Below are 25,427 nucleotides of genomic sequence, written 5' to 3'. Positions count from 1 at the left end.
TCGACCGCCAAACCGCCGCCCGCTCTCGGCGGTTTGGCGGCCATCGTCGCTCAGGACGCCGACCAGCGCCCCAGCAGCGCCGCCGCGCCGTCGCGCAGTGAGCCCACCACGTCGGCGGCCCCGACGGTGTGACGCACCGCGCCGACGCCCTGGCCGGCGTTGACGGGTGAGCCACGCAGAACCCGTTCAGGAATGCTTGCGGGCCAACGGTATCCGGCGGCAACGTCGTATTCGCTGGTCAGTTCGGTGGCGTCGCCGTCGGCGGCCAGCAGCGCCTCGCGCGCGGCTTCGGGCGTCAACGCCTCGACGCATGCCGCGAAGGCCGTGCCCACCCAGGCGGCCGCCGCTCCGGCCGCCAACACCGCCGCCACGCCACGCGCCGACGAGATTCCGCCGGCGGCGAGCACCGGCACATCGACGGCGTCGAGCACATCGCACAGCAGCGGCAGCGTTCCGACCGTGGGTTCGCCGTGCCCGCCGCCTTCGGCGCCCCGCGCGACGACGACATCCACGCCGGCGTCAACGGCGCGGCGTGCAGCCTCGACGGTCGCGACCTGGGTCGCGACGCGGACACCCGCATCGTGCGCTTTCGCGACCCAGGCCCAGTCCGCACCGAAGCTGACGCTGAGCAGGGCGGGTCGCGCGGCTACGGCCATGTCGAGCAACTCCGGTCGGTCCTGCATCACCCAGTGCACCAGACCGATGCCGAACGGTCGGCTGAGCTCCCCCAGCGCGGCGAGTTCGGCCTTCAGCTGCTCAGGTGTGGCCGAACTGCCCATCCCGACCATGCCCAGCCCGCCCGCCGTCGACACCGCGGCGGCCAGGCGACCACCGGCCGCACCGCCCATGGGAGCGTTCACAATTGGTACGTCGAGGCGCATCGCCGTCGACCACGTGGTTGCCAGGGTCACAATCAGTGATGTTACGGCGTTGTTACACTGACATTGCCTGCACATGGCACCGGACGAGGCGGCACCGTACCCGGCCAGCGACAAGACGGAGCCTTGGAGGTTTCCTCATGGCGTGGCTCATTCTCATCGTGTCGGGTGTCCTGGAGGCCGTCTGGGCAACCGCGCTGAGCAAGAGCGACGGTTTCACCCGGCTGACACCGTCGGTGGTTTTCGGTGTGGCGCTGTTCTTTTCGATGGGCGGCCTGGCAATCGCGATGCGCACCCTGCCGCCGGGAACCAGCTATGCCGTCTGGGTGGGCGTCGGCGCCGCGCTGACCGTCGGCTACGCGATGCTCACCGGCGCGGAAGGCGCGTCGCTGCTCAAGGTGCTGCTCATCCTCGGCGTGATCGGCTGCATCGTCGGCCTCAAGCTCGTCACGCACTGACGCCTAACGCCGCCATATCCGGGAAAGACCCAGCGCACCAAGGGCTCCCATCGCGGCGGCGGCCAGCGCGCCGGACACGCCGATGCCCTCGTGGACCTGCAGGCGGGTGACGATCTGCGCGGGGTCCGGCGGCAGGACCGGCATGGCTTCGAGGCTCTCTTTCGACGTCGCCGCCCACGCCGTCGCGAACAGGATCAGCCGGGCCGTGACATAGGCGAAAACCATCAGACCCAGCACCGGGCCGAACGTCGCGCCTGCGGGCCCCTGCAGCACCGATTGCAGGTAGATCGACGCGACCTGTTTGAAGATCTCGAATCCGATGGCGGCGAGCAACCCGGCGTGGACCGAGCTCCGGAAGCTCACCGACTCACGGGGCAGCCGGGCGATGATCCAGGTGAACAGCAGCCAGGAAATCCCGACGGACACCAGGATGGACAGCACCCGCAGGCCACCGCCCCACGCGGCGACGTCACCGAGCCCGATCCAGCGCAGCACCTTGCGCATCAGCGCAGGGTCGCCGAGCGCGGTGAGCCCGATGGTGACGACCATGGCGAGGAAGGCCGACACCAGTGCGAACAGGTCGGAGAGTTTGGTTCCGACGAATCCGTTCTTCTCGACGCGCTGCTCCCACATCTGGCTCAGCGCCTCACGCAGATTTCCGATCCAGCCCAGGCCCGCCCAGGCCGCGGTCGCCAGGCCGATCACACCGACCGTGCCACGGGACGCGATGGCCGAGTCCATCAGCGTGACCAGTTGGTGGCCCAGATCCCCCGATACGGCACCGCGGATCCGGTCTTCGAGCTCGGCGAGCAGGTCGGGCCGGCTGGCCAACACGAACCCGCCCGCGGCGAACCCGACCATCAGCAGGGGGAACAGGGCAAAGATGGTGAAGTACGTGATGCCCGCAGCGTAGAAGTTGCCGTTGCACTCGTTGTAGCGCTCCTGCGCCCGCATCACCCTGTCGAACCAGCGGTATCGAGCCCGCAGCCGGTCGACGATCCCCGGTTTCTCCTCGTCGTTCACGGCCACCCTCCCGTGCCGGCGTTCACGATGTTTGCTGAAGAAACCCTAACCTGTCGTAGACCCGCTCGACGGTCTTGCCCGACACTTCCCTGGCCCGCCGCGCGCCTGCGGCCAGCACGGCCTCCAGTTCGGCGGTGTCGGCCAGCAGCTCGTCGACCCTGGTCTTGATGGGTGTCACGAAATCGACGACCACGTCAGCGGTGTCCTTCTTGAGATCGCCGTATCCGCGGCCCGCGTAGCCGTCGACGAGCTTGTCGACATCGGTGCCGGTGATCGCCGACTGGATGGTCAGCAGGTTGGAAATGCCCGGCTTGGCTTCCTGATCGAACCGGATTTCGCGTTCGCTGTCGGTGACCGCGGAGCGGATCTTCTTGGCCGTGGCCTTGGGGTCGTCGAGCAGGTTGATGAGCCCGGCGTCGGTGGTGGCGGACTTGCTCATCTTCGCCGTCGGATCCTGTAGGTCGTAGATCTTGGCGGTGGCCTTGGGGATCATCGCCTCGGGCACCACGAACGTGTCGGGAAACCGGGAGTTGATCCGCTGCGCGAGGTCGCGCGCGAGTTCCAGATGCTGGCGCTGATCCTCACCGACCGGAACCAGGTGCGTGTCGTAGAGCAGCACATCGGCGGCCATCAGCACCGGATAGGTGAACAGGCCGACCGTGGTGGCATCGGCGCCCTGCTTCTGGGACTTGTCCTTGAACTGGGTCATGCGCGAGGCCTGCCCGAAGCCCGTGAAGCAGCCCAATGCCCATGCCAGCTGGGTGTGCGACGGCACGTGGCTCTGCACGAACACGGTCGCCCGGGCCGGGTCGATGCCCAACGCCAGATACTGCGCGGCGGTCACGAGCGTGCGGCGGCGCAGCGTCTCGGGATCCTGCGGGACGGTGATGGCGTGCAGGTCGACGACGCAGAAGAACGCGTCGTAGTCGTGTTGAAGCTCGGCCCAGTGCGTGACGGCCCCCAACGCATTGCCGAGGTGAAGGGAATCGGACGTGGGTTGGGCGCCGGAGAATACGACCTGCTTGCTACTCATGATGGATCGATTTTCGCACTGGCGTCATCCGGTTTCTTCGCGGGTCAGCTGGCGCAGCACCCGCAGGAACACCGCACGGTCCTCAGCGGTCAGCTGGCCCAGCCAACGTTCCTCGCCACGCTGGATCTCCCGCTGCGCCGCGTCCTTGACCGCTCGGCCCGCCTCGGTGATCGCCAGCAGGCGTACCCGCCGGTCATCGGGGTCGGGTTCCCGCTCGATGAAACCCTGCCGCTGCAGTTCGTCGAGCGTGCGAATGATCCTGGTCTTGTCTGCGCCGATCGAGTCGGCCAGCGCGGCCTGCGTTCGCATCGACGACCGGTCCAGCGCCAGCAGTACGACATATCCCCACATGGTCAGGCCGTGGGCGGCCAGCACGGGCTCCTCGGCGGCCATCAGCTCCCGCATCAGCGGGGCGATCATGGCCGCCAGGTCCGGGCGTTTCGACATGGGACCAGCGTAAGCGTTGCCATATTATGTGCATGCGCTTATCGTAAGCGCATGCCTACTATTGAAGCGGACATTCGCACCCACCACCGAACCGCCGTACTCCGATCGATCGAGCTCGTCGACACCGTGCAACCCGACGATCTGTCGCGGCCGACTCCGTGCTCCGACTGGACACTCGCCGACCTGCTCACCCATATGACCGTGCAACACCGCGGCTTCGCGGCCGCGGCGCGCGGCAACGGCGCCGACGACGCGGTCTGGCGCCCGGAAACGGTCGCCGACGCGGTGCGGGCCGACCCGGCGGGCGCCTACGCCGCGGCAGCCCGCGACGTGCTCGACGCGTTCGCCGCCGAGGGAGTGCCCGAGGCCACGTTCGCGCTACCCGAGTTCGGGCCGGGCGCGACGTTCCCCGGCGCCATGGCGATCGGCTTCCATTTCGTGGACTACGTGGCGCACGGCTGGGACGTCGCGGCCGCCCTTGGCGTGCCGTACGACCTGCCTGCCGACGTCGTGGCGGCCGTGCTGCCACTGGTCATGGCGATTCCGGACGGCGACATCCGCGACGCCGCGAATTCTCCGTTCGCGCATGCGGTGAACACTGCGGCGACAACGGATTTCGACCGTCTGCTGGCCCACCTCGGCAGGCGCCCGGATTGGCGTCAGCCGAACTGAACCGTCACCGGGGAATGGTCCGACCAGCGCAGCGCGTAGGCCTCGGCCCGCTCGACCCGCGCCGCGATCGCGCGCTGCGCCAGCTTCGGCGTCGCCAGGTGGTAGTCGATGCGCCAGCCGGCGTCGTTGTCGAATGCCTTGCCACGCCAGGACCACCAGCTGTACGGGCCCGCGACATCGGGGTGCAGCTGCCGCACCACGTCGACCCAGCCGGTGGCCAGCAGATCGGTGAGCCATTGCCGCTCACTGGGCAGGAAGCCCGACTTCTTGAGGTTGCCTTTCCAGTTCTTGATGTCGTTCTCGGTGTGCGCGATGTTCCAGTCGCCGCACACCACGGCGTCCCGCCGTTTACGACGCAGCTCGGCCATGCGGGCCGCGACGGTCGCCATGAACCGCTCCTTCTCCAGCTGCCGGTCGGTCTCGGCCTCCCCCGTCGGCACGTACATGCTCACCACCGTCACGTCGGCGGTGTCGACCTCGAGGTAACGGCCGTGCGCGGCGAACTCGTCGGACACCAGCCGCCGCGACGCGTCGATCGGGTGCCGAGACAACACCGCAACACCGTTGCGGCCCTTCACATGAGGTTCGGCCGACGCGAGGTTCCAGCCGTCGGCCAGTGCGGGGGCGAGCGCATCGGCCAACTGTTCGTCGTCGGCCCGGACTTCTTGCAGACACACCACGTCGGCCGTCGTCTCCTTCAACCACGGCAGCAGGCCGAGGTTGTCGGTGGACCGTTGCTTGACCGCGGCCCGGATGCCGTTGACGTTGATGGTGGTGACGGTCAGAGGACTCACGCCCATAGACCGTACCGGTGGCCACCGACAGTCACGGGTGGCCTCTTGCGGTACCGGCGGTATCGCCTTAATGTCGGGCGGCATGGCCGAACGCGCACCGATACACCTGGGCACTCCGGACGGGGAGCCGATCCTGTTGCTGCACCCGTTCCTGCTGTCCCAGAGCGTGTGGAAGTACGTCGCACCGCAACTCGCCGACACGGGCCGCTACGACGTGTTCGCCCCGACCATGGCAGGCCACCACGGCGGCCCACACGCGCCGCTCCTGCTCGACGTCGCCACCCTGGCCGATGACGTCGAGCGGCGCCTGGACGCACTCGGCTGGTGCACCGCGCACATCGTCGGCAACTCACTGGGCGGTTGGGTCGCGTTCGAACTGGAACGCCGCGGCCGTGCCCGCACCCTGACGGGTATCGCGCCCGCGGGCGGCTGGGCCCGCTTCACGCCCGCGAAGTACGAGATCATCGCCAAGTTCATGGCCGGGATGCCAATCGTATTGGCCGCCACCCTGTTCGGAGAGCGGATTCTGCGGTTGCCGTTCTCCCGGCAGATCGCCTACCTGGCGGTCAGCGCCACCCCCGACGGCATCACCGACAGCGACCGGCGCGATCTGATCGATGACCTGGCGCACTGCCCTGCGTACTTCAAGCTCATGGTCAAGGCACTGACCACGGCGGGGCTCATGGAGATCGCCGACTCGCGCACACCCACCCACCTGGTGATCTGCGAGAAGGACCGGGTGCTGCCGACGCCGCGGTTCACCAGGCATTTCACCAACAGCCTCGCCGCCGACGCGGTCGTCACGACGTTGGACGGCGTCGGGCACGTGCCGATGTTCGAGGCGCCCGACCGCATCACCAAGCTCATCACCGAGTTCGTCGACAGCCACACCGACCAGGCGCGCGCGACGGGTTAGGCCTCCAGTGCCCGCTTGAGCTGACCGGCGATGGTGTTGAGGAATTCCTCGCTGGTCTGCCACGCCTGCTCCGGACCGATCAGCAGCGCCAGATCCTTGGTCATCGCGCCACCCTCGACCGTATCGATCACGACCCGCTCCAGGCTCTCGGCGAACCGCGCGACATCCGGGGTGTTGTCCAGCTTGGCGCGATGCTCGAGGCCCCGGGTCCACGCGAAGATCGACGCGATCGGGTTGGTCGACGTGGGCTTGCCCTGCTGGAACTGGCGGTAGTGCCGGGTGACGGTGCCATGCGCGGCCTCGGCCTCCACGGTCTTGCCGTCCGGCGTCATGAGCACCGAGGTCATCAAGCCCAGAGAGCCGTAACCCTGTGCGACGGTGTCCGATTGCACATCACCGTCGTAGTTCTTACAGGCCCAGACATAGCCGCCCTCCCACTTGAGGCACGAGGCCACCATGTCGTCGATGAGCCGGTGCTCGTAGGTCAGGCCGCGCTTGTCGAACTCGGCCTTGAACTCGTCGTCGAAGATGCGCTGGAACTCGTCTTTGAACATCCCGTCGTAGCCCTTGAGGATGGTGTTCTTGGTCGACAGGTACACCGGGTAGTTCTGTTGCAGCCCATAGGAAAACGATGCCCGCGCGAAATCCTGGACGGACTTGCGGAAGTTGTACATGCCCATGATGACGCCGCCGCCCTCGGGGATCTCGACGACATCGTGCACCATGGGCTCGCTGCCGTCGTCCGGGGTGAACGTCACGGTGAACGTGCCGGGCTTGTCGACCTTGGTGTTGAATGCGCGGTACTGGTCGCCGAACGCGTGGCGGCCGATGATGATCGGCTTGGTCCAGCCGGGAACCAGCCGCGGCACGTTCTTGATCACGATGGGCGCACGGAAGATGGTGCCGCCCAGGATGTTCCGGATGGTTCCGTTGGGCGACAGCCACATCTTCTTGAGGTTGAACTCTTTGACGCGCGCCTCGTCGGGCGTGATGGTCGCGCACTTGACCCCCACGCCGTGCCGCTTGATGGCGTTGGCCGCGTCGATCGTGACCTGGTCGTCGGTGGCATCGCGGTGCTCGATGCCGAGGTCGTAGTAGTCCAGATCGATGTCGAGGTACGGCAGGATCAGCTGATCCTTGATCATCTGCCAGATGATGCGAGTCATCTCGTCACCGTCGAGCTCGGCGACCGTGCCTTCGACCTTGATCTTGGACATGTACGGCGTGATCCTCCGGCTCGACGTGTTCGTGGCTCGCGCGCCACATTACAAGCACCGGAGGGTCCGGAAAGGGGTACAGCCGGCGGGCGGCCGCACCCCGTCCGGGCGGGCTACTTGTGGGCCGAGGCCAGCGCCGAGTTGAACGTCTCGCTCGGACGCATCACCGCGGTCGTCTTCTCACTGTCCGGGTAGTAGTAGCCACCGATGTCGACCGGCTTGCCCTGTGCCTGGTTGAGCTCGGACACGATGGTCGCCTCGTTCTCGGCCAACGTCTTGGCGAGCGGCGCAAAGTGCTCGGCCAGTTCCTTGTCCTCGGTCTGGTTGGCCAGCTCCTGGGCCCAGTACAGGGCGAGGTAGAACTGGCTGCCGCGGTTGTCGAGCTCACCGGTCTTGCGCGACGGGCTCTTGTTCTCCTCCAACAGCTTTCCGGTCGCGGCGTCGAGCGTCGTGGCCAGCACCCTGGCCTTGGCGTTGTCGGTCTTGTTGCCGAGATCCTCCAGGCTGGCGCCCAGGGCGAGGAACTCACCCAGCGAGTCCCACCGCAGGTGGTTCTCCTCCACCAGCTGGTGTACGTGCTTGGGGGCCGAACCGCCCGCGCCCGTCTCGTACATGCCGCCGCCTGCCATCAACGGCACGATCGAGAGCATCTTGGCGCTGGTGCCCAGCTCCAGGATCGGGAACAGGTCGGTCAGGTAGTCGCGCAGGATGTTGCCGGTCGCGGCGATGGTGTCCTGCCCGCGGATGACGCGTTCCAGGGTGTACCGCATGGCCCACACCTGAGGCATGATCTGGATCTCCAGGCCCTCGGTGTCGTGGTCCTTGAGGTAGGTCTTGACCTTCTTGCGCAGCTCGGCCTCGTGCGGGCGTTCGGTGTCGAGCCAGAACACCACGGTCATGCCGGACAGCCGCGCGCGCGTGACGGCCAGCTTGACCCAGTCGCGGATCGCGGCGTCGGTCACGATCGGCATGCGCCAGATGTCGCCTTCTTCGACGTTCTGCGTCAGCAGCACCTCGCCGCTGTCGTTGTCGACGATGTTGGCGACACCGTCCTCGGGGATCTCGAACGTCTTGTCGTGGCTGCCGTACTCCTCGGCCTTCTGCGCCATCAGGCCCACGTTGGGCACCGTGCCCATGGTGGTCGGGTCGAACTGGCCGTGGGTCTTACAGAAGTTGATCATCTCCTGGTAGATGCGGCTGAACGTCGACTCGGGGTTGACGGCCTTGGTGTCCTTGGTGCGGCCGTCGGCGCCGTACATCTTGCCGCCGAGCCGGATCATCGCGGGCATCGAGGCGTCCACGATCACGTCGCTGGGCGAATGGAAGTTCGTGATGCCCTTGGCCGAATCCACCATGGCCAGCTCGGGACGGTGCTCGTGGCAGGCGTGGATGTCGCGGATGATCTCTTCGCGCTGCGAGTTGGGCAGCGCCTCGATCTTGGCGTACAGGTCGGACATGCCGTTGTTGACGTTGACACCGAGCTCGTCGAACACCTTCTGGTGCTTGGCGAACGCGTCCTTGTAGAACACCTTGACGGCGTGACCGAACACGATGGGGTGGCTCACCTTCATCATGGTGGCCTTGACGTGCAGCGAGAACATCACGCCGGTCTTGTAGGCGTCCTCGATCTGCTCCTCGTAGAAGTCGCACAGCGCCTTCTTGCTCATGTACATGCTGTCGATGACGTCGCCGTCCTTGAGCGCGACCTCGGGCTTGAGCACGATGGTCTCGCCGGACTTGGTCACCAGCTCCATGCGAACCTTGCGGTCCTTGTCCAGCGTCATCGACTTCTCACCGTGGTAGAAGTCGCCGCCCTTCATGGTGGCCACGTGGGTGCGCGACGCCTGCGACCACTCGCCCATGCTGTGCGGGTGCTTGCGCGCGTACTCCTTGACCGCCTTGGGCGCACGCCGGTCCGAGTTGCCTTCGCGCAGAACGGGGTTCACCGCGCTGCCGAGCACCTTGGCGTAGCGTTCCTTGATCTTCTTCTCGTCGTCGTTCTTCGGTTCGCCGGGGTAGTCCGGCAGGTCGTAGCCCTTGGCCTTGAGCTCCTTGATGGCAGCCAGCAGCTGCGGCACCGAGGCGCTGATGTTGGGCAGCTTGATGATGTTGGCCTCGGGCTTCTGCGTGAGCTCGCCCAGCTCGGCCAGATTGTCCGGGACACGCTGCTCGTCGGTCAGGTAGTCGCCGAACTCGGCGAGGATGCGTGCTGCCACGGAGATGTCGCTGGTCTTGACATCGATTCCGGCCGCTTCGGCGAACGTGCGGATCACCGGCAGGAAGGCGTATGTCGCCAGCAGCGGGGCTTCGTCGGTCAGCGTGTAGATGATGGTCGGCTGCTCGGCGCTCATGTGTTGTACTCCCGACGTCAGTTTCGATTCTCGGCGGCTATCAGTATCGCGGTGGGAACACGTTCGCGTGCGACGGGGTCGGTGAAACATTTGGCTACTGACCAGTAGCTTTTTGGTGCGGCCACCTTCAGCGGGTTTGCCGGCGTGGGCGCCCACGCAGACGACGCAGCTGAACAGGCGGTCAGGCGCGCCGTACGGATCTGGCTGGCCTCAACCTCAGGCTGTGAGCTAGGCTTCGTATCGGTCATGAGCGCCAGCGACAAGCCCCGGCTTGCTGGCCGGCAACCCTCCAACCGCGGTGGGGTGCCCCGGGTGATGACCAGGTTGAGCAGTCGTCAGCGACTGTAAGGCAAGCGCGGGTCCGGTACGGGCCCCCAGAGAGACAGGGAAACCTGATGGAGGCCACCCATGTGCTGTTGTCCGTGACCTGTTCGTGTCGAACCTGCCGTCCGCAGGTGTGCGACCCCCGGTAACCGACTTCACCCACCTTTCTCACCCCTTTTCCGCGGAGGAGACAACAAACCATGAGCACCCCGGACCCCGAAACCTGGTCGTTCGAAACCAAGCAGATCCACGCCGGCCAGACGCCGGACAGCGCCACCAACGCCCGCGCGCTGCCCATCTACCAGACCACGTCGTACACGTTCCGCGACACCGACCACGCTGCTGCGCTCTTCGGCCTCGCCGAACCCGGCAACATCTACACGCGCATCATGAACCCGACCACCGACGTGGTCGAACAGCGCATCGCGGCCCTGGAAGGCGGAGTCGCCGCGCTGTTCCTGTCCTCAGGGCAGGCCGCCGAGACCTTCGCGATCCTCAACCTCGCGAGCGCAGGCGACCACATCGTGTCCAGCCCCAGGCTCTACGGCGGCACCTACAACCTGTTCCACTACACGTTGCCCAAGCTCGGTATCGAGGTGAGCTTCGTCGAGAATCCCGACGACCTGGAGTCGTGGCGCGCCGCGGTGCGGCCCAACACCAAGGCGTTCTTCGCCGAGACCATCTCCAATCCCCAGATCGATGTCCTGGACATCCCGAACGTCGCCGCGGTCGCGCACGAGAACGGCGTGCCCTTGATCGTCGACAACACCATCGCGACGCCATACCTCATCCAGCCGATCGCGCACGGCGCCGACATCGTCGTGCACTCGGCCACCAAGTACCTCGGTGGCCACGGCTCGGCGATCGCCGGGGTCATCGTCGACAGCGGCAACTTCGACTGGACCAACGGCCGGTTCCCGGGCTTTACCGAACCTGATCCCAGCTACCACGGAGTGGTGTTCGCGGAGCTCGGTGCGCCGGCGTATGCGCTCAAGGCGCGCGTGCAACTCCTGCGCGATCTGGGCAGTGCCGCCGCACCCTTCAACGCGTTCCTCATCGCGCAGGGATTAGAAACGCTGTCGCTGCGGGTTGAACGGCACGTGGCCAACGCACAGCGGGTCGCCGAGTACCTCGCCGGGCGCGACGACGTCGTGTCGGTGAACTACGCGGGCCTGCCCACGTCCCCGTGGTACGAGCTCGGCCGCAAGATCGCGCCCAAGGGCACCGGCGCGGTGCTCGCGTTCGAGCTGGCCGGCGGCATCGAAGCGGGCAAGGCGTTCGTGAACGCGCTGACGCTGCACAGCCATGTCGCCAACATCGGCGACGTGCGGTCACTGGTCATCCATCCGGCCTCGACCACACACCAGCAGCTCAACGAGACCGAGCAGCTCGCCAGCGGCGTGACGCCGGGCCTGGTCCGGCTGGCGGTCGGCCTGGAAGGCATCGACGACATCCTGGCCGACCTGGAGCGGGGATTCGCCGCGGCCCGCCCGTTCAACGAGGCGTCGCCTAGCGCGGCGACCGTGGGATAGCGACGTGGTAGCAAAGTGACGATCATCGAATTGCCAAACGTGTCAACCGATATCACCACAACACTGCCTGCCGAGGGCGAGATCGGCATCGTGCACATCGGCGACTTGACCCTCGAGAACGGCACGGTCCTGCCGGACGTGTCGATCGCCGTGCAGCGGTGGGGCGAACTCTCGCCCACGCGCGACAACGTCGTGGTGGTGCTGCACGCCCTCACCGGCGACTCGCACGTCACCGGACCGGCCGACGCCGATCATCCGACACCCGGTTGGTGGGACGGCGTCGCCGGACCCGGCGCGCCCATCGACACCGACCGCTGGTGCGCGATCTCGACCAACGTGCTCGGCGGTTGCCGCGGGTCCACCGGTCCCGGCTCCCCCGCGCCCGACGGAAAGCCTTGGGGCTCACGGTTTCCCCAGGTGACCATCCGTGATCAGGTCAAGGCTGACCGGGCCGCACTCGCGGCGCTGGGCATCACCGAAGTGGCCGCCGTGGTCGGCGGTTCGATGGGCGGTGCCCGCGCGCTGGAATGGCTCGTCGGACATCCCGACGAGGTCCGGGCCGGCCTGGTGCTTGCCGTGGGCGCGCGGGCCACTGCCGATCAGATCGGTACCCAGAGCAGCCAGGTCGCGGCCATCAAAGCCGACCCCGATTGGCAGGGCGGCGACTACTACGGCACCGGCCGGGCCCCGCTCGCGGGCATGGAGATCGCCCGCCGGTTCGCCCACCTCACCTACCGCGGCGAGGAAGAGCTGGACACCAGGTTCCGCAACGACGCCCAGGGCGACGAGGAGCCCGGTGTCGACGGGCGCTACGCGGTGCAGAGCTATCTGGAGTACCAGGGCGGCAAGCTGGCCGCCCGGTTCGACCCCGGTACCTATGTGGTCCTTTCCGACGCGCTCTCCAGCCACGACGTAGGGCGCGGACGCGGCGGAGTCGCCGCCGCGCTGCGGAGTTGTCCGGTGCCGGTCGTGGTAGGCGGCATAACGTCCGACCGCCTGTACCCGATCCGCCTGCAGGAGGAGCTTGCCGACCTGCTGCCGGGTTGCGCGGGCCTCGACGTGGTCGACTCGGCCTACGGACACGACGGCTTCCTGGTCGAGACGGAACTGGTCGGGAAGCTGATCCGCCGAACACTGGAGTTGGCACAACGGTGAGCCAGTCCAAGCGACAGCGTTCCCTGTCCTTCGGTTCGGAGGCAGCGGCTTACGAACGTGGCCGCCCGTCCTATCCACCTGAAGCGATCGACTGGCTGTTGCCCGACGACGCCCGTGACGTGCTGGACCTCGGTGCAGGCACCGGCAAACTCACGACGCGGCTGGTCGAGCGTGGGCTCAAGGTGGTCGCGGTGGATCCGATCGCCGAGATGCTCGAGCTGCTGTCCAATTCGCTGCCGGAAACGCCTGCGCTCCTCGGGACGGCCGAGGAGATTCCGTTGCCGGACAACAGCGTTGACGCGGTCCTGGTGGCCCAGGCCTGGCACTGGTTCGATCCGGAGCGTGCGGTGGCCGAGGTCAGCCGGGTTTTGCGGCCGGGCGGCAGGCTCGGCCTGGTGTGGAACACGCGCGACGAACGGCTCGGCTGGGTCAAGGATCTGGGCCAGATCATCGGCCACGAGGACGACCCGTTCAACCATCAGGTGACGCTGCCCGAGCCGTTCGCGGACACCGAGCGGCATCAGGTGGAGTGGACGAGTTACCTGACGCCGCAGGCCCTCATCGACCTGGTGGCGTCGCGCAGCTACTGCATCACCTCACCCGAGCAGGTGCGCAAGAAGACACTCGGGCAGGTGCGCGAGCTGTTGGCGACGCACCCCGCGCTGGCCAACAGCACCGGGCTCGCACTGCCCTACGTCACGGTCAGCATCCGGGCCACACTGCCGTAGCGGACGGCGTCGAATCTGAGCTCGTGTACGAGAATTCGGCGAAATCTCGCACATAAGCTCACTTTCGGCGCTCGCCGAGGATGAACTCGCCGATGACGGCGGTGCCAGGGCCGGGCCGAGCGCCTGGCCCGGCCGTCGCGGTGGCAGTTGCGGCGTCGAGCTCACCTCCGCAGTGTGCGCACACCGTTTTGGCCGTTGTGACGCAACCACATTCGGTGTGGACGAGCAACGCCGGCGGCCCGTCGGCGCCGGCCAGCCACTTGTCGCCCCACGCGAGCAGCGTCGCGATCACGGGATAGAGATCGCGGCCCTTGTCGGTCAGCAGGTACTCATGACGAGGTGGCGTGCTCTGGTACTGATGCCGCTGCACGATCCCGTGGCGTTCGAGCTCATCGAGCCGCACGGCCAGGATGTTCGATGCGATGCCGAGGTCGCGGCGAATGTCCTCGAACCGCGCCATCCCCGCGAACAGGTCACGCAGGATCAACGGCGTCCACCGTTGCCCCACCACGTCGGCGGCCCGCGCGATGGAGCACGCGATGTCGCCGAGGGATTGCTTGGGCACGGCGCCCACAGTAGTCCATTGCAATTCACAATGAACTAGGGTTAGGTAGGTTGCAATTCGCAATCGACTCCGGAGGACGCCCCCGATGACAACGACCACCGATTCGGTGACCGCCTTCTGTGAAGCCACCCGCACCCGCGACTTCGACGCCATGGCGGCCGCACTCGCTCCCGACGCCGAGCTCATCTCACCGCTGTCCGGCCGGATGGTTTTCCGCGGGCACAACGACCTTCGAGTGCTGCTCGGCACGGTGTACGGCGGCCTACGGAACCTGACCTGGCAGGAGGTGATCGGTGACGGCGCTACGCGGGTCGCGGTCAGCGAGGCCCGGGTCGCGGGCGTCACCATCACCGATGCGCTGGTGTTCGAACTCGACGGGAACGGGCGAATTCGACGGCTACGGCCACACCTGCGGCCGTGGCTCGCGATCACGGTGTTCGCCTTGGCGCTCGGCCCGAAACTCGGCCGTCATCCTGGCGTCCTGCGGCGCGCCCTCATGCGCTGAGGGCGGTCACGTCGGACTCTTCTCCGAACCAGCGGGCCAACGCCGCGCGCAGTCCGTCCTCGTCCAATTCGTCTGCCGCCCACGCGACATAACCATCGGGGCGGATCAGCAGCGCCGCAGCGGGCCGATCGGTCGCGGTCGCGACGACGACGTCGACCCGGTCCTGCCAACCCTGCACCGCCCCGGCGTGCTCACCGCCGGACAGGTCGAGCAGCACGGGCCGCCCGTGGTGCAGCAGTTGGGCGACCCGGCGGCCATCGGCGAGGGTGAGTTCCGGTACCAGCCGGCCGGCCAGCCGGTGATCGTTACCGACGTCGTAGCGCACGTCGGATCCTGCCAGCAGGTTCGCGATGTGCGACGTGCCGTCGGGTGTCGCGACGAGCTCACCGAAAAGAGTTCGCAGTGCTGTGACTTCGGGGCCCGCGGCCATCAGGGCGGCCTGCGCCATGGAGTGCATCATGACCCGCTCACCGGCCGGATACCGCTCGGTGTGGTAGGTGTCCAGCAATCCCGGTGGCGCCCAGCCGTGCACCGTGGCCGCCAACTTCCAGCCCAGGTTCATCGCGTCCTGCATACCCAGGTTCAGGCCGGGTCCGCCCATTGCCGAGTGCACGTGCGCGGCGTCGCCCACCAGGAACACGTTGCCCTCGCGGTATCGGTCCGCCTGCCGCGTGTTCTGGCCGTTGATGCGACGCAACGCATGCGGCCCCGGACCAATCGGCGGCTCGAGCGGCAGATCCACGCCGAGCACCCGCCCAACGCTCTCCCGCAACTCCACGATCGTCAGGGGCGGTGCATTCTCGGGCAGAAGGGTGCCGTACTCGATCGTGCCGACCATGGCACGTCCCGGTTCGAACTCGACGTAGATGAACACCCCCTTGTCGAACCTGTTGTGGCCGAAGGGGATCGTCCCGATGCCTGGCACGTCGACGGCCCCGTAGCCCGTCCGGTATTCGTCGGGCAGGCTGACGTGTGCGACGCGCGCGACGACATCGGTGGTCAGCCCGGGAAACTCGATTCCGACTGCCTTCCTGACGCGACTCTTCCCACCGTCGGCGCCCACCAGGTACGTGGTGTCGAGACCGTAGTCGCCGTCCGGCCCCGTCACGGACAACCTCACGTGATCGGAATGCGGTTCTATGCCGGTGAGCTCATTCCCCCACCGGATGTCCACGCCCAGGTCACGCACCCAGTCGGACAGCCGACGCACCACGCGCGGCTGCTGAATCAGCATGCCGTACATGGGATTGCCGGCCAGGTCGCCGAACGGGACGTGCATGCCGGCGAAGATGTAGGCGTCCATCGGTTGCGGGGGCTGATCCGACCCGCTGAGCATTTCGTAGAGACCGCGCAGGTCGAGCACGCGATTCGCCTGCCCGACAATGCCGTTGGCTTTCAGCTCGGCATCCGGCGCGGGCAGCTGTTCCAGTACCACGGGCCGCACCCCGGCCAACGCCAGTTCCCCGGCCAGCAGCAGACCGTTGGGCCCGGCACCGGCGATGACGACGTCCGTCTTCTCGTTCATTTCTTCCTCTCGGGTTCAGGCAGTCCCGCGGTGACGGCCGCGAACCCCTGACGCAGTAGTTCGGTGAAGGACACCGGTGGATCGGCGTTCGCGTACTGGTCCATCGCGACGTCGCCCACCGCGCGGACGACGGCCACCACGAGTCGTGGATACATGTCATGTGCGGGATCGGTGCCGGTACGTTCGGCGATGACCGCAACCCATTCGTCGAACATCGCACGGAACGTCGCATCGCGGATCTCCGGCACCATCAACAGTTTTCGGACCTCGGCGAGCTGCTGGCGAGTGGGCAGGACGTTCTCCGCTCCATACATGTCCTCGAAGTCCTCGTCGAGCGGCTCCAACACGGCCTCAATGACCGACGTCCACAACGGCTCACCGACCGGACGATTGCGCAGCGTCTCGATGCTGCGCCGCATGCGTTCGACCTGGCGGTACGCCAATGCGTCGTACTTGCCGTTGAAGTAGTTGGTGAACGTGCGCAAGGAGACGCCCGCCAGGTTGGCGATGTCTTCGCGCGTGACGTTCTCCAGGCCGCGCTCGAACATCAGCCTCAGCGCGGCGTCACTCAGCGCCCGCCGGGTGTCCAGTTTCTTGCGCTCCCTCAGCCCCACGCCGACCACACTACCAAATGTTGCCCACTGGGCAATATTTCCTGACGGGCAAGTTTCTGTGAGTCCGATGAAAATGAGTTGAACGACAAGGGCTCGGATATCTACGGTGGTGGCCATGTCAGCCGCGTGCTTCTTCATCCGCATCCGCATCTCCTAGCGGCGGATCTGCTCTTTCTCGACACATCCGCCGCAGCAGCTTCGTCCCTGCGATTGCGGAGTATTCGTGTCATCCAAAAATCAAGGCCGGCATGAGCACGGCCAGAATTTTCTGTGCGACCGTCGCGTGGTCGCCGACATCGTCAAAATCGTCTCGCACACAACAGGTTCCATCGTCGAGATCGGCGCCGGAGACGGTGCGCTGACCGTCCCGATGCAGCGGCTCGGGCGGCCGTTGACGGCCATCGAGATCGACCGTCGACGAGCAGAGCGCCTGGCTCGCCGTACCACGGCGCATGTCGTCACCGCCGATTTCCTGCGCTACCGCCTGCCACCCACCGAGCACGTGGTGGTGGGCAACCTGCCGTTCCACCTGACCACCGCGATTTTGCGGCGGCTGCTGCACAGCCCGGCATGGACCGACGCGGTGCTGCTCATGCAGTGGGAGGTGGCGCGCCGCCGCGCCGCGGTCGGCGGCGCAACGATGATGACCGCGCAGTGGTGGCCGTGGTTCGAATTCGGCTTGGCCCGTAAGGTTTCCGCCGACGCGTTCCGTCCCCGCCCGAGCGTGGACGCCGGGTTGCTGACCATCACGCGGCGCCGGGAACCGCTGATCGACGGCGCCGACCGCCGGCGCTACCAGGCGCTGGTCCATGCAGTGTTCACCGGGCGCGGCCGCGGTGTGGCGCAGATTGTGGGTCCACGAGTCCCGCGGCACTGGTTGCGCCACAACGGCATCACACCGTCGGCGCTGCCGAGGGATCTCACGGCCGCGCAGTGGGCAGCTCTGTTCGAGGTGACGAGCGAGGCGAAGCGGTGCTAGCTGGTGCCCAATGGATCGATGGTCCAGGCGATGTAGAGCACGGCCGCGCTCACCGTCGCGGTGGTGGCGAAGTCGATCCCCCGGGTCCGCACCACCAACAGCCCGGCCCGGTCATCGGTCAGGGCCAGCCGCAACGCCGCCGCCACTCCGACCCCGATCCCGATGACGAGCGCCCCGCGACGCCAGTAGCCCGCCACGACCAATGCGAACGCCGCAACGAAGATCAGCCCGACCACGAGGATGGGCCACTGTCCGGCGAACACCTTGCGGGCGAACTCCTTGAGCGTCATGCCAGTTTCGACTCTTCGAGCTCCACGACGTTGGTCAGCAGGAAGGCGCGGGTGAGCGGTCCGACGCCGCCCGGGTTGGGCGAGATGTGGCCCGCCACCTCCCAGACATCGGGCGCGACGTCGCCGGTCAGTTTGCCGTCGACACGGCTCACGCCGACGTCGACGACCGCCGCCCCCGGCTTGACCATGTCGGCTGTCACCAGGTGCGGCACCCCGACCGCGGCGATGATGATGTCGGCCTGCCGGGTCAGCGCAGGCAGGTCACGGGTTCCGGTGTGGCACAACGTGACCGTGGCGTTCTCCGAACGCCGCGTGAGCAACAGGCCCATCGGGCGGCCCACGGTCACACCTCGCCCGATCACCACCACGTTGGCGCCGGCGATCGGCACGTCGAACCTGCGCAGCAGGTGCACGATGCCCCTAGGCGTGCAAGGAAGCGGCGCGTCCTTGCCGAGCACGAGCCGGCCCAGGTTCGTCGGGTGCAGACCGTCGGCGTCCTTGGCCGGGTCGATGCGTTCCAGCGCGGCGTTCTCGTCGAGATGCTTGGGCAGCGGCAGCTGCACGATGTAACCGGTGCAGTCCGGGTTGGCGTTGAGCTCGTCGATGGTCGCGTCGAGCTCAGCCTGCGTGATGTCGGCAGGCAGATCCCGGCGGATCGAATTGATGCCGACCTTGGCGCAATCGGCGTGCTTGCCCCGCACATACGCCTGCGACCCGGGGTCGTCACCGACCAGCACCGTGCCGAGCCCGGGCGTCCGACCCGACTCGGTCAACTTCGCCACTCGCCGCTTGAGGTCGACGAAGATCTCGTCGCGCGTGGCCTTACCGTCCAACACAATCGCACCCACGGGTGCCATTGTGTCAGGCCGCATGGCAGTCTCATCAGGATGAACACTCAGCCCAATGTGTTCACTGATGTTTTCAGTGAGGCCAAGCTCGGCCCGGTGACGTTGCGCAACCGCATCATCAAGGCCGCCACGTTCGAAGCATCGACGCCGGACGCCCTGGTCACAGAGGATTTGATCAACTACCACCGGCTGCCCGCGGCCGGCGGCGTCGGCATGACCACGGTCGCCTACTGCGCGGTGTCGCCCGGCGGCCGGACCGACGGCTGGCAGATCTGGATGCGCCCGGAAGCCGTCCCCGGGCTTCGCAAACTCACCGACACCGTCCACGCCGAGGTCGCCGCGATCAGCGCGCAGATCGGGCACGCGGGCCCGGTCGCCAATGCCAGGACCAACAAGGCCACAGCACTCGCGCCCGTCCGGTTCTTCAATCCGCTGTCGATGCGGTTCGCGAAGAAGGCGACCATCGACGACATCCGCGACGTCACGGCCGCGCATGCCAACGCGGCCCGGCTGGCCATCGACGCCGGATTCGACGCCGTCGAGATCCACCTCGGCCACAACTACCTGGCCAGCTCGTTCCTGTCGCCGCTGATCAATCGGCGCACCGACGAGTTCGGCGGATCGTTGGAGAACCGCGCCAAGGTGGCCCGCGGCGTGGTGCGGGCGGTACGTCAGGCGGTCGGCGACCAGATCGCGGTGACGGCCAAACTCAACATGAGCGACGGCGTGCGTGGCGGCATCCCGATCGAGGAGTCGCTGCAGACCGCGAAATGGCTCGAGGAAGACGGCGGTCTGGACGCACTGCAGCTGACCGCGGGCAGCTCACTGGTCAATCCGATGTACCTGTTCCGCGGCGGCGCGCCGGTCAGAGAATTCGCCGCGAACTTCAAGCCGCCCATCAGCTGGGGTATCCGGATGAGCGGCAACAAGTTCTTCCGCGAATACCCGTACCACGAGGCGTATCTGCTGCGCGACGCGCGCAAGTTCCGCGCCGAGCTGACGATGCCGCTGATCTTGCTGGGCGGCATCACGAACCGCGAGACCATGGACCGCGCGATGGCCGAAGGTTTCGACTTCGTCGCGATGGGCCGGGCGCTGCTTGCCGAACCGGACCTGATCAACCGCATCAAAGCGGACAGCTCGATCAAATCGGCATGCACACACTGCAATCGGTGTATGCCCACGATCTACCGCCATACCCATTGCGTCGTGACGGGAGCACCCGACACACTCGTAACGTGAGCCCCAACACCCCCAGTGACACCATGGTCACCTACCGCTATGTGCGGGTCGGGTTGGTGGCGCTGGTGGTATTCCTCCTCGTCTCACTCGTGCTCACCTGGGAGAGCACCTGCCTGCAGGGCTCGATCAGCGCGTTCTACTACACCCGTACCCACGCGGTGTTCTTGGCGTCCCTGTGCGCCGTGGGTATCTGCCTGATCGCCTACAAGGGCAGCCGCATCGGCGAAGACGCATTGCTGAACTTCGCCGGGTTCATGGCTTTCATCGTGGCGCTGATCCCGACCGGCGGCGACGGGCTGTGCGAGCCCTGGTTGCCGACCGTGCCGGACCCGTTCGGTGGCGTGGCCAACAACATCACCGCGCTGTTCGTCGCGATAGCGGCAGGCGCCGCGTTGTACCTGGGACTCAGCAGGTGGCGCCCCACCCAGGCCCCTCCCACCGCGGAGGCCCCGGACTGCGCCGAGGCCGCCTCACTGTGGAAGACCGTCGCCACCGCGCTGTTGAGTGTCGAAAAGTGGCTTCCCGCAGGGCTCTTCGTCATCGCGATCGCAGGAGCTCCGATGCTGCTGTGGGACTGGTTCATGGCGCATTCGCACGTGATCGCAGCGGTCGCGATGTTCCTCGCGATCACGCTGGTCGCGGTGTACCACGCGTGCTACGCGCGGGCCGCGGTGCGGCAACGCCTCGCGCGGTTCTACGCCACGATCGCGGTGCTCATGCTGGCGACCGTCGTGCTCGCGGTCGTGTTCCTCGCCAGGCACTTCCAGTACGGCGTGATCACCGTGGAAGTCGCCCTGATCCTGCTGTTCGGGGTTTTCTGGGCAGTGCAGACCTGGGACGTGTGGGACGCCGCCGACCGCTACCCCGAAGAAGCCGTGCCCGCACTGGCGGACGCGAGTCAGGCCGCACGATAGCCGTCGATCTGCACGGCCGGGCCCGCGCGGCGGACGCATCACACCAGCTCCGCGGCGCCACGCCTTCGTGACGCGGCAATTCGGGTGACACGACGGTTAGAGTTGGTGCCGATGAGCCGACCAGCCCCACCTGCGCTAACCGTTCGGTACGAGGGGTCGACCCGTACCTTTGCCCCAGGCAACGATGTCGTCATCGGCCGCGACCTGCGCGCCGACGTCCGCATCGCCCACCCGTTGATCTCCCGTGCGCACCTCGTGCTGCGTTTCGACCAGGGCCGTTGGGTCGCGATCGACAACGGAAGCCTCAACGGCATGTTCGTCAACGGTCGCCGCGTGCCGTCGGTCGACATCCAGGACGGCCAGACCATCAACATCGGCAACCCCGACGGGCCGCAGATCAGCTTCGAGGTCGGCCGCCACCAGGGCAACGTGGGCCGCACGCCGACCACCGCGGTGCCCGTCGCGAGCCGCCCGAGCGGGGCCTGGCCCACGCAGGCACCCACGGGCGGCGGTTGGCAGCAGCCGTACACGCAGCCACCGAGCGGCCCCCGCACCGGCTACCAGTCCGGCCAGCAGGCTCGCTATCCGTCGGGCCCGCAGTCTGGCTTCACCAGCGGGCCTCAGACCGGGTACCCGAGCGGCCCGCAGCACACCGGATATCCGAGCGCACCGCAACAGGGTTATCCCAGCAGCCCGCAGTCCTACCAGTCGCAGCCGGTCCGCACCACGGCACCGCCGGCACCGGCCGCGCAAGCGCAGACCGCCATGGCGCCTGCCGCGGGCCGCGGCACCAGTGAGCCGGGCGGCAACCTGGCCACCAGCATGCTCAAGATCCTGCGGCCGGGACGTACTACGGCCGCACCCGCCGGAGCCGTCAAGATCGGCCGGGCCACCGACAACGACATCGTGATCCCCGACGTGCTGGCGTCGCGGCACCATGCCACGTTGATGCCGATGCCCGGCGGCACCGAGATCCGTGACGAGCGCAGCATCAACGGCACGTTCGTCAACGGCGCCCGGGTCGACTCGGCGATCCTGCACGAAGGTGACGTCGTCACCATCGGCAACGTCGACCTCACCTTCACGGGTGGCACACTGGTGCGGCGCACCGAGACCGAGGCCGACACCCGCACGGGCGGCCTCGAGGTCCGCGCGCTGACGTGGACCATCGAGGGCAACAAGACCCTGCTGGACAACATCTCGCTGGATGCGCGTCCCGGCACCCTGACGGCGGTGATCGGCCCGTCCGGTGCAGGCAAGTCGACGTTCGCACGCCAGGTCGCCGGTCTGACGCATCCGACCAGCGGCACGATCACGTTCGAGGGTCACGACGTCCACGCCGAGTACGCCTCGCTGCGATCCCGTATCGGCATGGTGCCGCAGGACGACGTCGTGCACGGTCAGCTCACGGTCCGGCAAGCGCTCATGTACGCCGCCGAGCTGCGGCTGCCGCCCGACACCACGAAGGCTGACCGCGAACAGGTCGTCATGCAGGTGCTCGAGGAACTCGAGATGACCAAGCATCTCGACACCCGCGTCGACAAGCTCTCGGGCGGTCAGCGCAAGCGCGCGTCGGTGGCGCTGGAGCTGCTGACCGGCCCGTCCCTGCTGATCCTCGACGAACCGACCTCAGGCCTGGATCCGGCGCTGGACCGGCAGGTCATGACGATGCTGCGCCAGCTGGCCGACGCTGGCCGCGTGGTGCTCGTCATCACGCACTCGCTGACCTATCTCGACGTCTGCGATCAGGTGCTGCTGCTGGCGCCCGGCGGGAAGACGTCATTCTGCGGGCCGCCGAGCCAGATCGGCCCGGAGCTGGGCACCACCAACTGGGCGGACATCTTCAGCACCGTCGCGGGTGATCCCGAGGGGGCCAAGCAGCGGTATCTCGCCAAACACGGGCCGCCGCCGCCGAAACCGCCCGCCGAGAAGCCGGCGAGCCTGGGCGAGCCCACGCACACCAGCCTGCTGCGGCAGTTCTCGACGATCGGCAGGCGCCAGATGCGGCTGATCGTCTCCGACCGCGGCTACTTCATCTTCTTGGCGCTGCTGCCGTTCATCATGGGTGTGCTGTCGCTGTCGGTGCCCGGTGAGACGGGCTTCGGGCCGCCGAACCCGGCCAGCGACGCGCCGAACCAGCCGGGGCAGGTGCTGGTGCTGCTCAACGTCGGTGCCATCTTCATGGGCACCGCGTTGACCGTGCGCGACCTGATCGGTGAGCGCGCGATCTTCCTGCGCGAGCAGGCCGTCGGCCTGTCCACGTCGGCGTATCTGTTGGCCAAGATCTGCGTGTACAGCATCTTCGCCGTGATCCAGGCAGGCATCGTCACCGCCATCACGATCATCGGTGTCGGCGCACCCACCCAGGGCGCCAACGTGCTCGGCAACGCGTCGTTCGAGCTGTTCGTCGGCATGGCCGCATGTACCGTCTGCGCCGCCACGGTGGGCCTGGCACTGTCCGCCATGGCGAAGACCAGCGAACAGATCATGCCGCTACTTGTGGTGGCGGTCATGAGCCAGCTGGTGTTCTCCGGCGGCATGATCCCGGTGACGGGCCGGGCCGGGCTGGATCAGATGTCCTGGATCACCCCCGCCCGTTGGGGTTTCGCGACGACAGCCTCGACCATCGGCCTGACCGATCTGGTGAAGCCGCCGATCATGCCCGACGACTCGCTGTGGAAGCACACGTCGGGAACGTGGCTCTTCAACATGGCCATGCTCGCCGGGCTGTCGGTGTTCTACATCGGCTTCGTGCGGTGGAAGATCCGCCTCAAGGGCTGAGCCGTTCGCGTACCGGTACCCCGGCTCAGCGGGCGGGCAGCTTGAGCAGTGCCACGGTCTGGTCCACCGACGCCACGGGCAGGTCGAGATCGCGGACCAGCTGAACGGCGCGCCGGACCAGAGGCAGATTGCCGGGGCTCAGCTCGCCCTTGCGCAGGTGCAGGGTGTCCTCCAGTCCGGCGCGGGCATTGCCGCCGAGGGCCAGTCCTATTGCGGTCAGTTGCAGATTGGTTCTGCCGATGGCGATCACCTGCCAGATCGCGTCCTCGGGTAACCGGCTGACCATCGTCACCAGGTTGGCGGCGGTGGCCGCCATCCCTCCTGCGACCCCGAGCACGATCGAGAATTGCAGCGGCCCGTCGCCGAGTAGGCCGGCATCACGCAGCCGGAGACAGGCCTCGAGGTGCCCGGTGTCATAGATCTCCAATTCTGGTTTGACCCCCAATTCCTGCATGCGCGCGGCCAACCGGCGCACCTCGTGAGGCGGGTTGCGGAATTCACCGGTGCCGAAACTCATGCTGCACGGGTTAAGTGTCGCCATCCGCGGTCGCAGCTCGACGAGCGCAGCGCGTTGCTCGAACGGCACATCGAGCCCGACGCCGGTGGACAGCTGGATGAGGATCGGGCACTGCTCGGTGATGAGTTGCATGGTGCGGCGGGCGATGGCCAGATCCGCGGTGGGCCGGTCGCGCGCGTCGCGCACGTGGATGTGCGCGACAGCGGCACCCGCACGATAGGCCTGGGCGACGGCGGCGGCGATCTCGTCGGGTTGAGTCGGCAGATGCGGATTGTCGGCCTTACTCGCGACGGGCCCTGTGGGAGCAACGGTGATGACGACGCTCATGACGACTCCGATCTATCGGGCACGATCGCGACGGCGCGGGTCCAGCCCGCCGACGCGCCGTCGATTTTCACTGGGAAGCAGGCGATCTCGAACCCGGTGGCCGGCAGACTCTCCAGGTTGTGCAACTTCTCGATATGGCAGTAGCCGATACGGCGGCCGGCCCGGTGCCCTTCCCAGATCACGGAAGGATCGTGGTCACGGGCATATCGCTTGGCGGTGTACACGAAGGGCGCGTCCCAACTCCAGGCGTCGGTTCCGGTCAGCCGCACGCCCCGCTCCAGCAGGTACAAGGTGGCCTCGGCACCCATTCCGCACCCGGACGACACGTAATCTTCAGCGCCGTACCGCGTTCCGGCAGACGTGTTGACCACGACGATGTCCAACGGCCGTAGCTCGTGACCGATTCTGTCGAGCTCGCCGGCCACGTCGTCGGCGGTTGCGACATAGCCGTCCGGGAGATGGCGGAAGTCCAGTTTCACCGCCGGTTGCAGGCACCACTCCAGCGGCACCTCGTCGATGGTGATGGCGCGTGCACCGCCGTCCATCACCGACGAATAGTGGTATGGCGCATCGAGATGTGTCCCGTTGTGGGTCGTTATCCGAACATGTTCGATGGCCCACCCTTCGCCGTCGGGAAGGTCGTCGCGGGTGGCCCCAGGGAAGAACGACAGTATGTCGCCAGCGGTGTCGTCATGAGTGAAGTAGTCGATCTCGGGTAGCAAACCCGGCGGATCGGAGGCGATTCCGGCTTGCAGGGGCACCGAGATGTCGATGAGTGTGCGCATGATGTCT

The 25,427-nt window shown here is 67.1% G+C and carries 25 protein-coding genes and 2 riboswitches; of the genes, 11 read left to right on the top strand and 14 right to left on the bottom strand.

Annotated elements, in window-relative coordinates:
- Positions 1 to 50 precede the first annotated feature (50 nt).
- On the bottom strand, positions 51 to 956 hold the full coding sequence (locus G6N67_RS22630) for a nitronate monooxygenase (RefSeq protein ID WP_407663290.1): 906 nt from the start codon (positions 954 to 956) through the stop codon (positions 51 to 53).
- Positions 942 to 1,006, top strand: a riboswitch (guanidine-III (ykkC-III) riboswitch). (Overlaps the previous gene by 15 nt.)
- Before the next feature lie 12 nt (positions 1,007 to 1,018).
- Here G6N67_RS22630 and G6N67_RS22625 point away from each other — a divergent pair.
- Entirely contained in the window at positions 1,019 to 1,336 is a 318-nt protein-coding gene (locus tag G6N67_RS22625; RefSeq protein WP_036428766.1) for a DMT family transporter, read from the top strand.
- 3 nt (positions 1,337 to 1,339) lie between these two features.
- Here the strand turns inward: G6N67_RS22625 and yhjD are convergent, their stop codons facing one another.
- Genes yhjD through G6N67_RS22610 form a run of 3 tightly spaced genes read right to left on the bottom strand, consistent with a single transcriptional unit; the run spans position 1,340 to position 3,839 of the window.
- Positions 1,340 to 2,359, bottom strand: coding sequence for an inner membrane protein YhjD (yhjD, locus tag G6N67_RS22620; protein ID WP_036434284.1), 1,020 nt, complete (start codon positions 2,357 to 2,359; stop codon positions 1,340 to 1,342).
- Between the two features lie 22 nt (positions 2,360 to 2,381).
- Entirely contained in the window at positions 2,382 to 3,392 is a 1,011-nt protein-coding gene (trpS, locus tag G6N67_RS22615) for a tryptophan--tRNA ligase (RefSeq protein ID WP_036428768.1), read from the bottom strand.
- Positions 3,393 to 3,416: 24 nt separating this feature from the next.
- Positions 3,417 to 3,839 (bottom strand): MarR family winged helix-turn-helix transcriptional regulator, encoded by a 423-nt coding sequence (locus G6N67_RS22610; protein ID WP_036428769.1) that lies wholly within the window; start codon positions 3,837 to 3,839, stop codon positions 3,417 to 3,419.
- 51 nt (positions 3,840 to 3,890) lie between these two features.
- Here G6N67_RS22610 and G6N67_RS22605 point away from each other — a divergent pair, with 51 nt between their 5' ends.
- Positions 3,891 to 4,511 carry a TIGR03086 family metal-binding protein gene (locus G6N67_RS22605; RefSeq protein ID WP_036428772.1) on the top strand — a complete coding sequence of 207 codons (621 nt, stop codon included), beginning with the start codon at positions 3,891 to 3,893 and terminating at the stop codon, positions 4,509 to 4,511.
- Here the strand turns inward: G6N67_RS22605 and G6N67_RS22600 are convergent.
- Complete coding sequence (locus G6N67_RS22600; RefSeq protein WP_396899079.1) at positions 4,499 to 5,311, bottom strand: exodeoxyribonuclease III; 813 nt, start codon at positions 5,309 to 5,311, stop codon at positions 4,499 to 4,501. The genes G6N67_RS22605 and G6N67_RS22600 overlap by 13 nt on opposite strands.
- Before the next feature lie 76 nt (positions 5,312 to 5,387).
- On the opposite strand from G6N67_RS22600, the gene G6N67_RS22595 reads away from it, so the two are divergent.
- Positions 5,388 to 6,221: an epoxide hydrolase EphH gene (locus tag G6N67_RS22595; RefSeq protein WP_036434288.1), complete on the top strand. Its 834-nt coding sequence runs from the start codon at positions 5,388 to 5,390 to the stop codon at positions 6,219 to 6,221.
- Here the strand turns inward: G6N67_RS22595 and G6N67_RS22590 are convergent.
- Positions 6,218 to 7,438, bottom strand: coding sequence for an NADP-dependent isocitrate dehydrogenase (locus G6N67_RS22590; RefSeq protein WP_036428774.1), 1,221 nt, complete (start codon positions 7,436 to 7,438; stop codon positions 6,218 to 6,220). The genes G6N67_RS22595 and G6N67_RS22590 overlap by 4 nt on opposite strands.
- A 113-nt stretch (positions 7,439 to 7,551) precedes the next feature.
- The gene (locus G6N67_RS22585) at positions 7,552 to 9,789 is read right to left on the bottom strand and encodes an NADP-dependent isocitrate dehydrogenase (protein ID WP_036428775.1); all 2,238 of its coding nucleotides are present in this window, start codon (positions 9,787 to 9,789) and stop codon (positions 7,552 to 7,554) included.
- Positions 9,790 to 10,031: 242 nt separating this feature from the next.
- A riboswitch (SAM riboswitch) is annotated at positions 10,032 to 10,151 on the top strand.
- 162 nt (positions 10,152 to 10,313) lie between these two features.
- Between G6N67_RS22585 and G6N67_RS22580 the strand changes: the two genes are divergently transcribed.
- Genes G6N67_RS22580 through G6N67_RS22570 form a run of 3 tightly spaced genes read left to right on the top strand, consistent with a single transcriptional unit; the run spans position 10,314 to position 13,528 of the window.
- Complete coding sequence (locus tag G6N67_RS22580; RefSeq protein ID WP_051578434.1) at positions 10,314 to 11,645, top strand: bifunctional o-acetylhomoserine/o-acetylserine sulfhydrylase; 1,332 nt, start codon at positions 10,314 to 10,316, stop codon at positions 11,643 to 11,645.
- A gap of 15 nt (positions 11,646 to 11,660) precedes the next feature.
- The gene (gene metX / locus G6N67_RS22575; RefSeq protein WP_036428777.1) at positions 11,661 to 12,800 is read left to right on the top strand and encodes a homoserine O-acetyltransferase MetX; all 1,140 of its coding nucleotides are present in this window, start codon (positions 11,661 to 11,663) and stop codon (positions 12,798 to 12,800) included.
- Positions 12,797 to 13,528: a class I SAM-dependent methyltransferase gene (locus G6N67_RS22570; RefSeq protein ID WP_036428779.1), complete on the top strand. Its 732-nt coding sequence runs from the start codon at positions 12,797 to 12,799 to the stop codon at positions 13,526 to 13,528. The genes metX and G6N67_RS22570 overlap by 4 nt, the downstream gene beginning before the upstream one ends.
- 58 nt (positions 13,529 to 13,586) lie before the next feature.
- Here G6N67_RS22570 and G6N67_RS22565 read toward each other — a convergent pair whose 3' ends face one another.
- Positions 13,587 to 14,093, bottom strand: coding sequence for a winged helix-turn-helix transcriptional regulator (locus G6N67_RS22565; RefSeq protein WP_036434292.1), 507 nt, complete (start codon positions 14,091 to 14,093; stop codon positions 13,587 to 13,589).
- An 85-nt stretch (positions 14,094 to 14,178) separates the two neighbouring features.
- On the opposite strand from G6N67_RS22565, the gene G6N67_RS22560 reads away from it, so the two are divergent.
- Positions 14,179 to 14,598 (top strand): nuclear transport factor 2 family protein, encoded by a 420-nt coding sequence (locus tag G6N67_RS22560; protein WP_051578435.1) that lies wholly within the window; start codon positions 14,179 to 14,181, stop codon positions 14,596 to 14,598.
- Here G6N67_RS22560 and G6N67_RS22555 read toward each other — a convergent pair.
- Complete coding sequence (locus tag G6N67_RS22555) at positions 14,588 to 16,123, bottom strand: FAD-dependent monooxygenase (protein WP_036428780.1); 1,536 nt, start codon at positions 16,121 to 16,123, stop codon at positions 14,588 to 14,590. The genes G6N67_RS22560 and G6N67_RS22555 overlap by 11 nt on opposite strands.
- Positions 16,120 to 16,737: a TetR/AcrR family transcriptional regulator gene (locus G6N67_RS22550; protein ID WP_036434296.1), complete on the bottom strand. Its 618-nt coding sequence runs from the start codon at positions 16,735 to 16,737 to the stop codon at positions 16,120 to 16,122. The genes G6N67_RS22555 and G6N67_RS22550 overlap by 4 nt, the downstream gene beginning before the upstream one ends.
- A gap of 223 nt (positions 16,738 to 16,960) precedes the next feature.
- Here G6N67_RS22550 and G6N67_RS22545 point away from each other — a divergent pair, with 223 nt between their 5' ends.
- Positions 16,961 to 17,716 carry a 23S rRNA (adenine(2058)-N(6))-methyltransferase Erm(40) gene (locus G6N67_RS22545; RefSeq protein WP_036428783.1) on the top strand — a complete coding sequence of 252 codons (756 nt, stop codon included), beginning with the start codon at positions 16,961 to 16,963 and terminating at the stop codon, positions 17,714 to 17,716.
- On the opposite strand, the gene G6N67_RS22540 is transcribed toward G6N67_RS22545, so the two are convergent.
- Positions 17,713 to 18,006, bottom strand: coding sequence for a DUF3017 domain-containing protein (locus G6N67_RS22540; protein ID WP_036428784.1), 294 nt, complete (start codon positions 18,004 to 18,006; stop codon positions 17,713 to 17,715). The two genes, G6N67_RS22545 and G6N67_RS22540, sit on opposite strands and share 4 nt — an antisense overlap.
- Positions 18,003 to 18,854: a bifunctional methylenetetrahydrofolate dehydrogenase/methenyltetrahydrofolate cyclohydrolase gene (locus G6N67_RS22535; protein WP_036434299.1), complete on the bottom strand. Its 852-nt coding sequence runs from the start codon at positions 18,852 to 18,854 to the stop codon at positions 18,003 to 18,005. Before G6N67_RS22535 ends, G6N67_RS22540 begins: the two co-directional genes overlap by 4 nt.
- Before the next feature lie 39 nt (positions 18,855 to 18,893).
- Here G6N67_RS22535 and G6N67_RS22530 point away from each other — a divergent pair, with 39 nt between their 5' ends.
- From G6N67_RS22530 to G6N67_RS22520, 3 genes are all read left to right on the top strand, one after another.
- Positions 18,894 to 20,096 (top strand): NADH:flavin oxidoreductase, encoded by a 1,203-nt coding sequence (locus G6N67_RS22530; RefSeq protein WP_036428785.1) that lies wholly within the window; start codon positions 18,894 to 18,896, stop codon positions 20,094 to 20,096.
- Positions 20,097 to 20,119: 23 nt separating this feature from the next.
- A complete protein-coding gene (locus G6N67_RS22525) occupies positions 20,120 to 21,010 on the top strand; it encodes a hypothetical protein (protein ID WP_036428786.1) in 891 nt (296 codons plus the stop codon).
- A 111-nt stretch (positions 21,011 to 21,121) separates the two neighbouring features.
- Complete coding sequence (locus G6N67_RS22520; RefSeq protein WP_036428787.1) at positions 21,122 to 23,791, top strand: FHA domain-containing protein; 2,670 nt, start codon at positions 21,122 to 21,124, stop codon at positions 23,789 to 23,791.
- A gap of 25 nt (positions 23,792 to 23,816) precedes the next feature.
- On the opposite strand, the gene G6N67_RS22515 is transcribed toward G6N67_RS22520, so the two are convergent.
- Complete coding sequence (locus tag G6N67_RS22515) at positions 23,817 to 24,635, bottom strand: beta-keto acid cleavage family enzyme (RefSeq protein WP_036428788.1); 819 nt, start codon at positions 24,633 to 24,635, stop codon at positions 23,817 to 23,819.
- Positions 24,632 to 25,420: a cyclase family protein gene (locus G6N67_RS22510; protein ID WP_036428790.1), complete on the bottom strand. Its 789-nt coding sequence runs from the start codon at positions 25,418 to 25,420 to the stop codon at positions 24,632 to 24,634. The genes G6N67_RS22515 and G6N67_RS22510 overlap by 4 nt, the downstream gene beginning before the upstream one ends.
- Between the last annotated feature and the right edge of the window lie 7 nt (positions 25,421 to 25,427).

This window comes from Mycolicibacterium mageritense, from assembly GCF_010727475.1.
Classification (GTDB): domain Bacteria; phylum Actinomycetota; class Actinomycetes; order Mycobacteriales; family Mycobacteriaceae; genus Mycobacterium; species Mycobacterium mageritense.
The sequence above is the reverse complement of the archived record's forward strand: the minus strand, read 5'-3'. Positions and strand labels throughout refer to the sequence as shown.

What these genes read in the sequence shown, in the direction of transcription:
- G6N67_RS22530 (WP_036428785.1), top strand. Translation starts at nt 18,894, where the DNA reads ATGAACACTCAGCCCAATGTGTTCACTGATGTTTTCAGTGAGGCCAAG.
- G6N67_RS22580 (WP_051578434.1), top strand. Translation starts at nt 10,314, where the DNA reads ATGAGCACCCCGGACCCCGAAACCTGGTCGTTCGAAACCAAGCAGATC.
- G6N67_RS22560 (WP_051578435.1), top strand. Translation starts at nt 14,179, where the DNA reads ATGACAACGACCACCGATTCGGTGACCGCCTTCTGTGAAGCCACCCGC.
- G6N67_RS22590 (WP_036428774.1), bottom strand. Translation starts at nt 7,438, where the DNA reads ATGTCCAAGATCAAGGTCGAAGGCACGGTCGCCGAGCTCGACGGTGAC.
- G6N67_RS22555 (WP_036428780.1), bottom strand. Translation starts at nt 16,123, where the DNA reads ATGAACGAGAAGACGGACGTCGTCATCGCCGGTGCCGGGCCCAACGGT.
- G6N67_RS22625 (WP_036428766.1), top strand. Translation starts at nt 1,019, where the DNA reads ATGGCGTGGCTCATTCTCATCGTGTCGGGTGTCCTGGAGGCCGTCTGG.
- G6N67_RS22630 (WP_407663290.1), bottom strand. Translation starts at nt 956, where the DNA reads ATGTGCAGGCAATGTCAGTGTAACAACGCCGTAACATCACTGATTGTG.
- G6N67_RS22515 (WP_036428788.1), bottom strand. Translation starts at nt 24,635, where the DNA reads ATGAGCGTCGTCATCACCGTTGCTCCCACAGGGCCCGTCGCGAGTAAG.
- G6N67_RS22585 (WP_036428775.1), bottom strand. Translation starts at nt 9,789, where the DNA reads ATGAGCGCCGAGCAGCCGACCATCATCTACACGCTGACCGACGAAGCC.
- G6N67_RS22600 (WP_396899079.1), bottom strand. Translation starts at nt 5,311, where the DNA reads ATGGGCGTGAGTCCTCTGACCGTCACCACCATCAACGTCAACGGCATC.
- G6N67_RS22610 (WP_036428769.1), bottom strand. Translation starts at nt 3,839, where the DNA reads ATGTCGAAACGCCCGGACCTGGCGGCCATGATCGCCCCGCTGATGCGG.
- G6N67_RS22605 (WP_036428772.1), top strand. Translation starts at nt 3,891, where the DNA reads ATGCCTACTATTGAAGCGGACATTCGCACCCACCACCGAACCGCCGTA.
- G6N67_RS22595 (WP_036434288.1), top strand. Translation starts at nt 5,388, where the DNA reads ATGGCCGAACGCGCACCGATACACCTGGGCACTCCGGACGGGGAGCCG.
- G6N67_RS22525 (WP_036428786.1), top strand. Translation starts at nt 20,120, where the DNA reads ATGGTCACCTACCGCTATGTGCGGGTCGGGTTGGTGGCGCTGGTGGTA.
- trpS (WP_036428768.1), bottom strand. Translation starts at nt 3,392, where the DNA reads ATGAGTAGCAAGCAGGTCGTATTCTCCGGCGCCCAACCCACGTCCGAT.
- G6N67_RS22540 (WP_036428784.1), bottom strand. Translation starts at nt 18,006, where the DNA reads ATGACGCTCAAGGAGTTCGCCCGCAAGGTGTTCGCCGGACAGTGGCCC.
- G6N67_RS22510 (WP_036428790.1), bottom strand. Translation starts at nt 25,420, where the DNA reads ATGCGCACACTCATCGACATCTCGGTGCCCCTGCAAGCCGGAATCGCC.
- G6N67_RS22520 (WP_036428787.1), top strand. Translation starts at nt 21,122, where the DNA reads ATGAGCCGACCAGCCCCACCTGCGCTAACCGTTCGGTACGAGGGGTCG.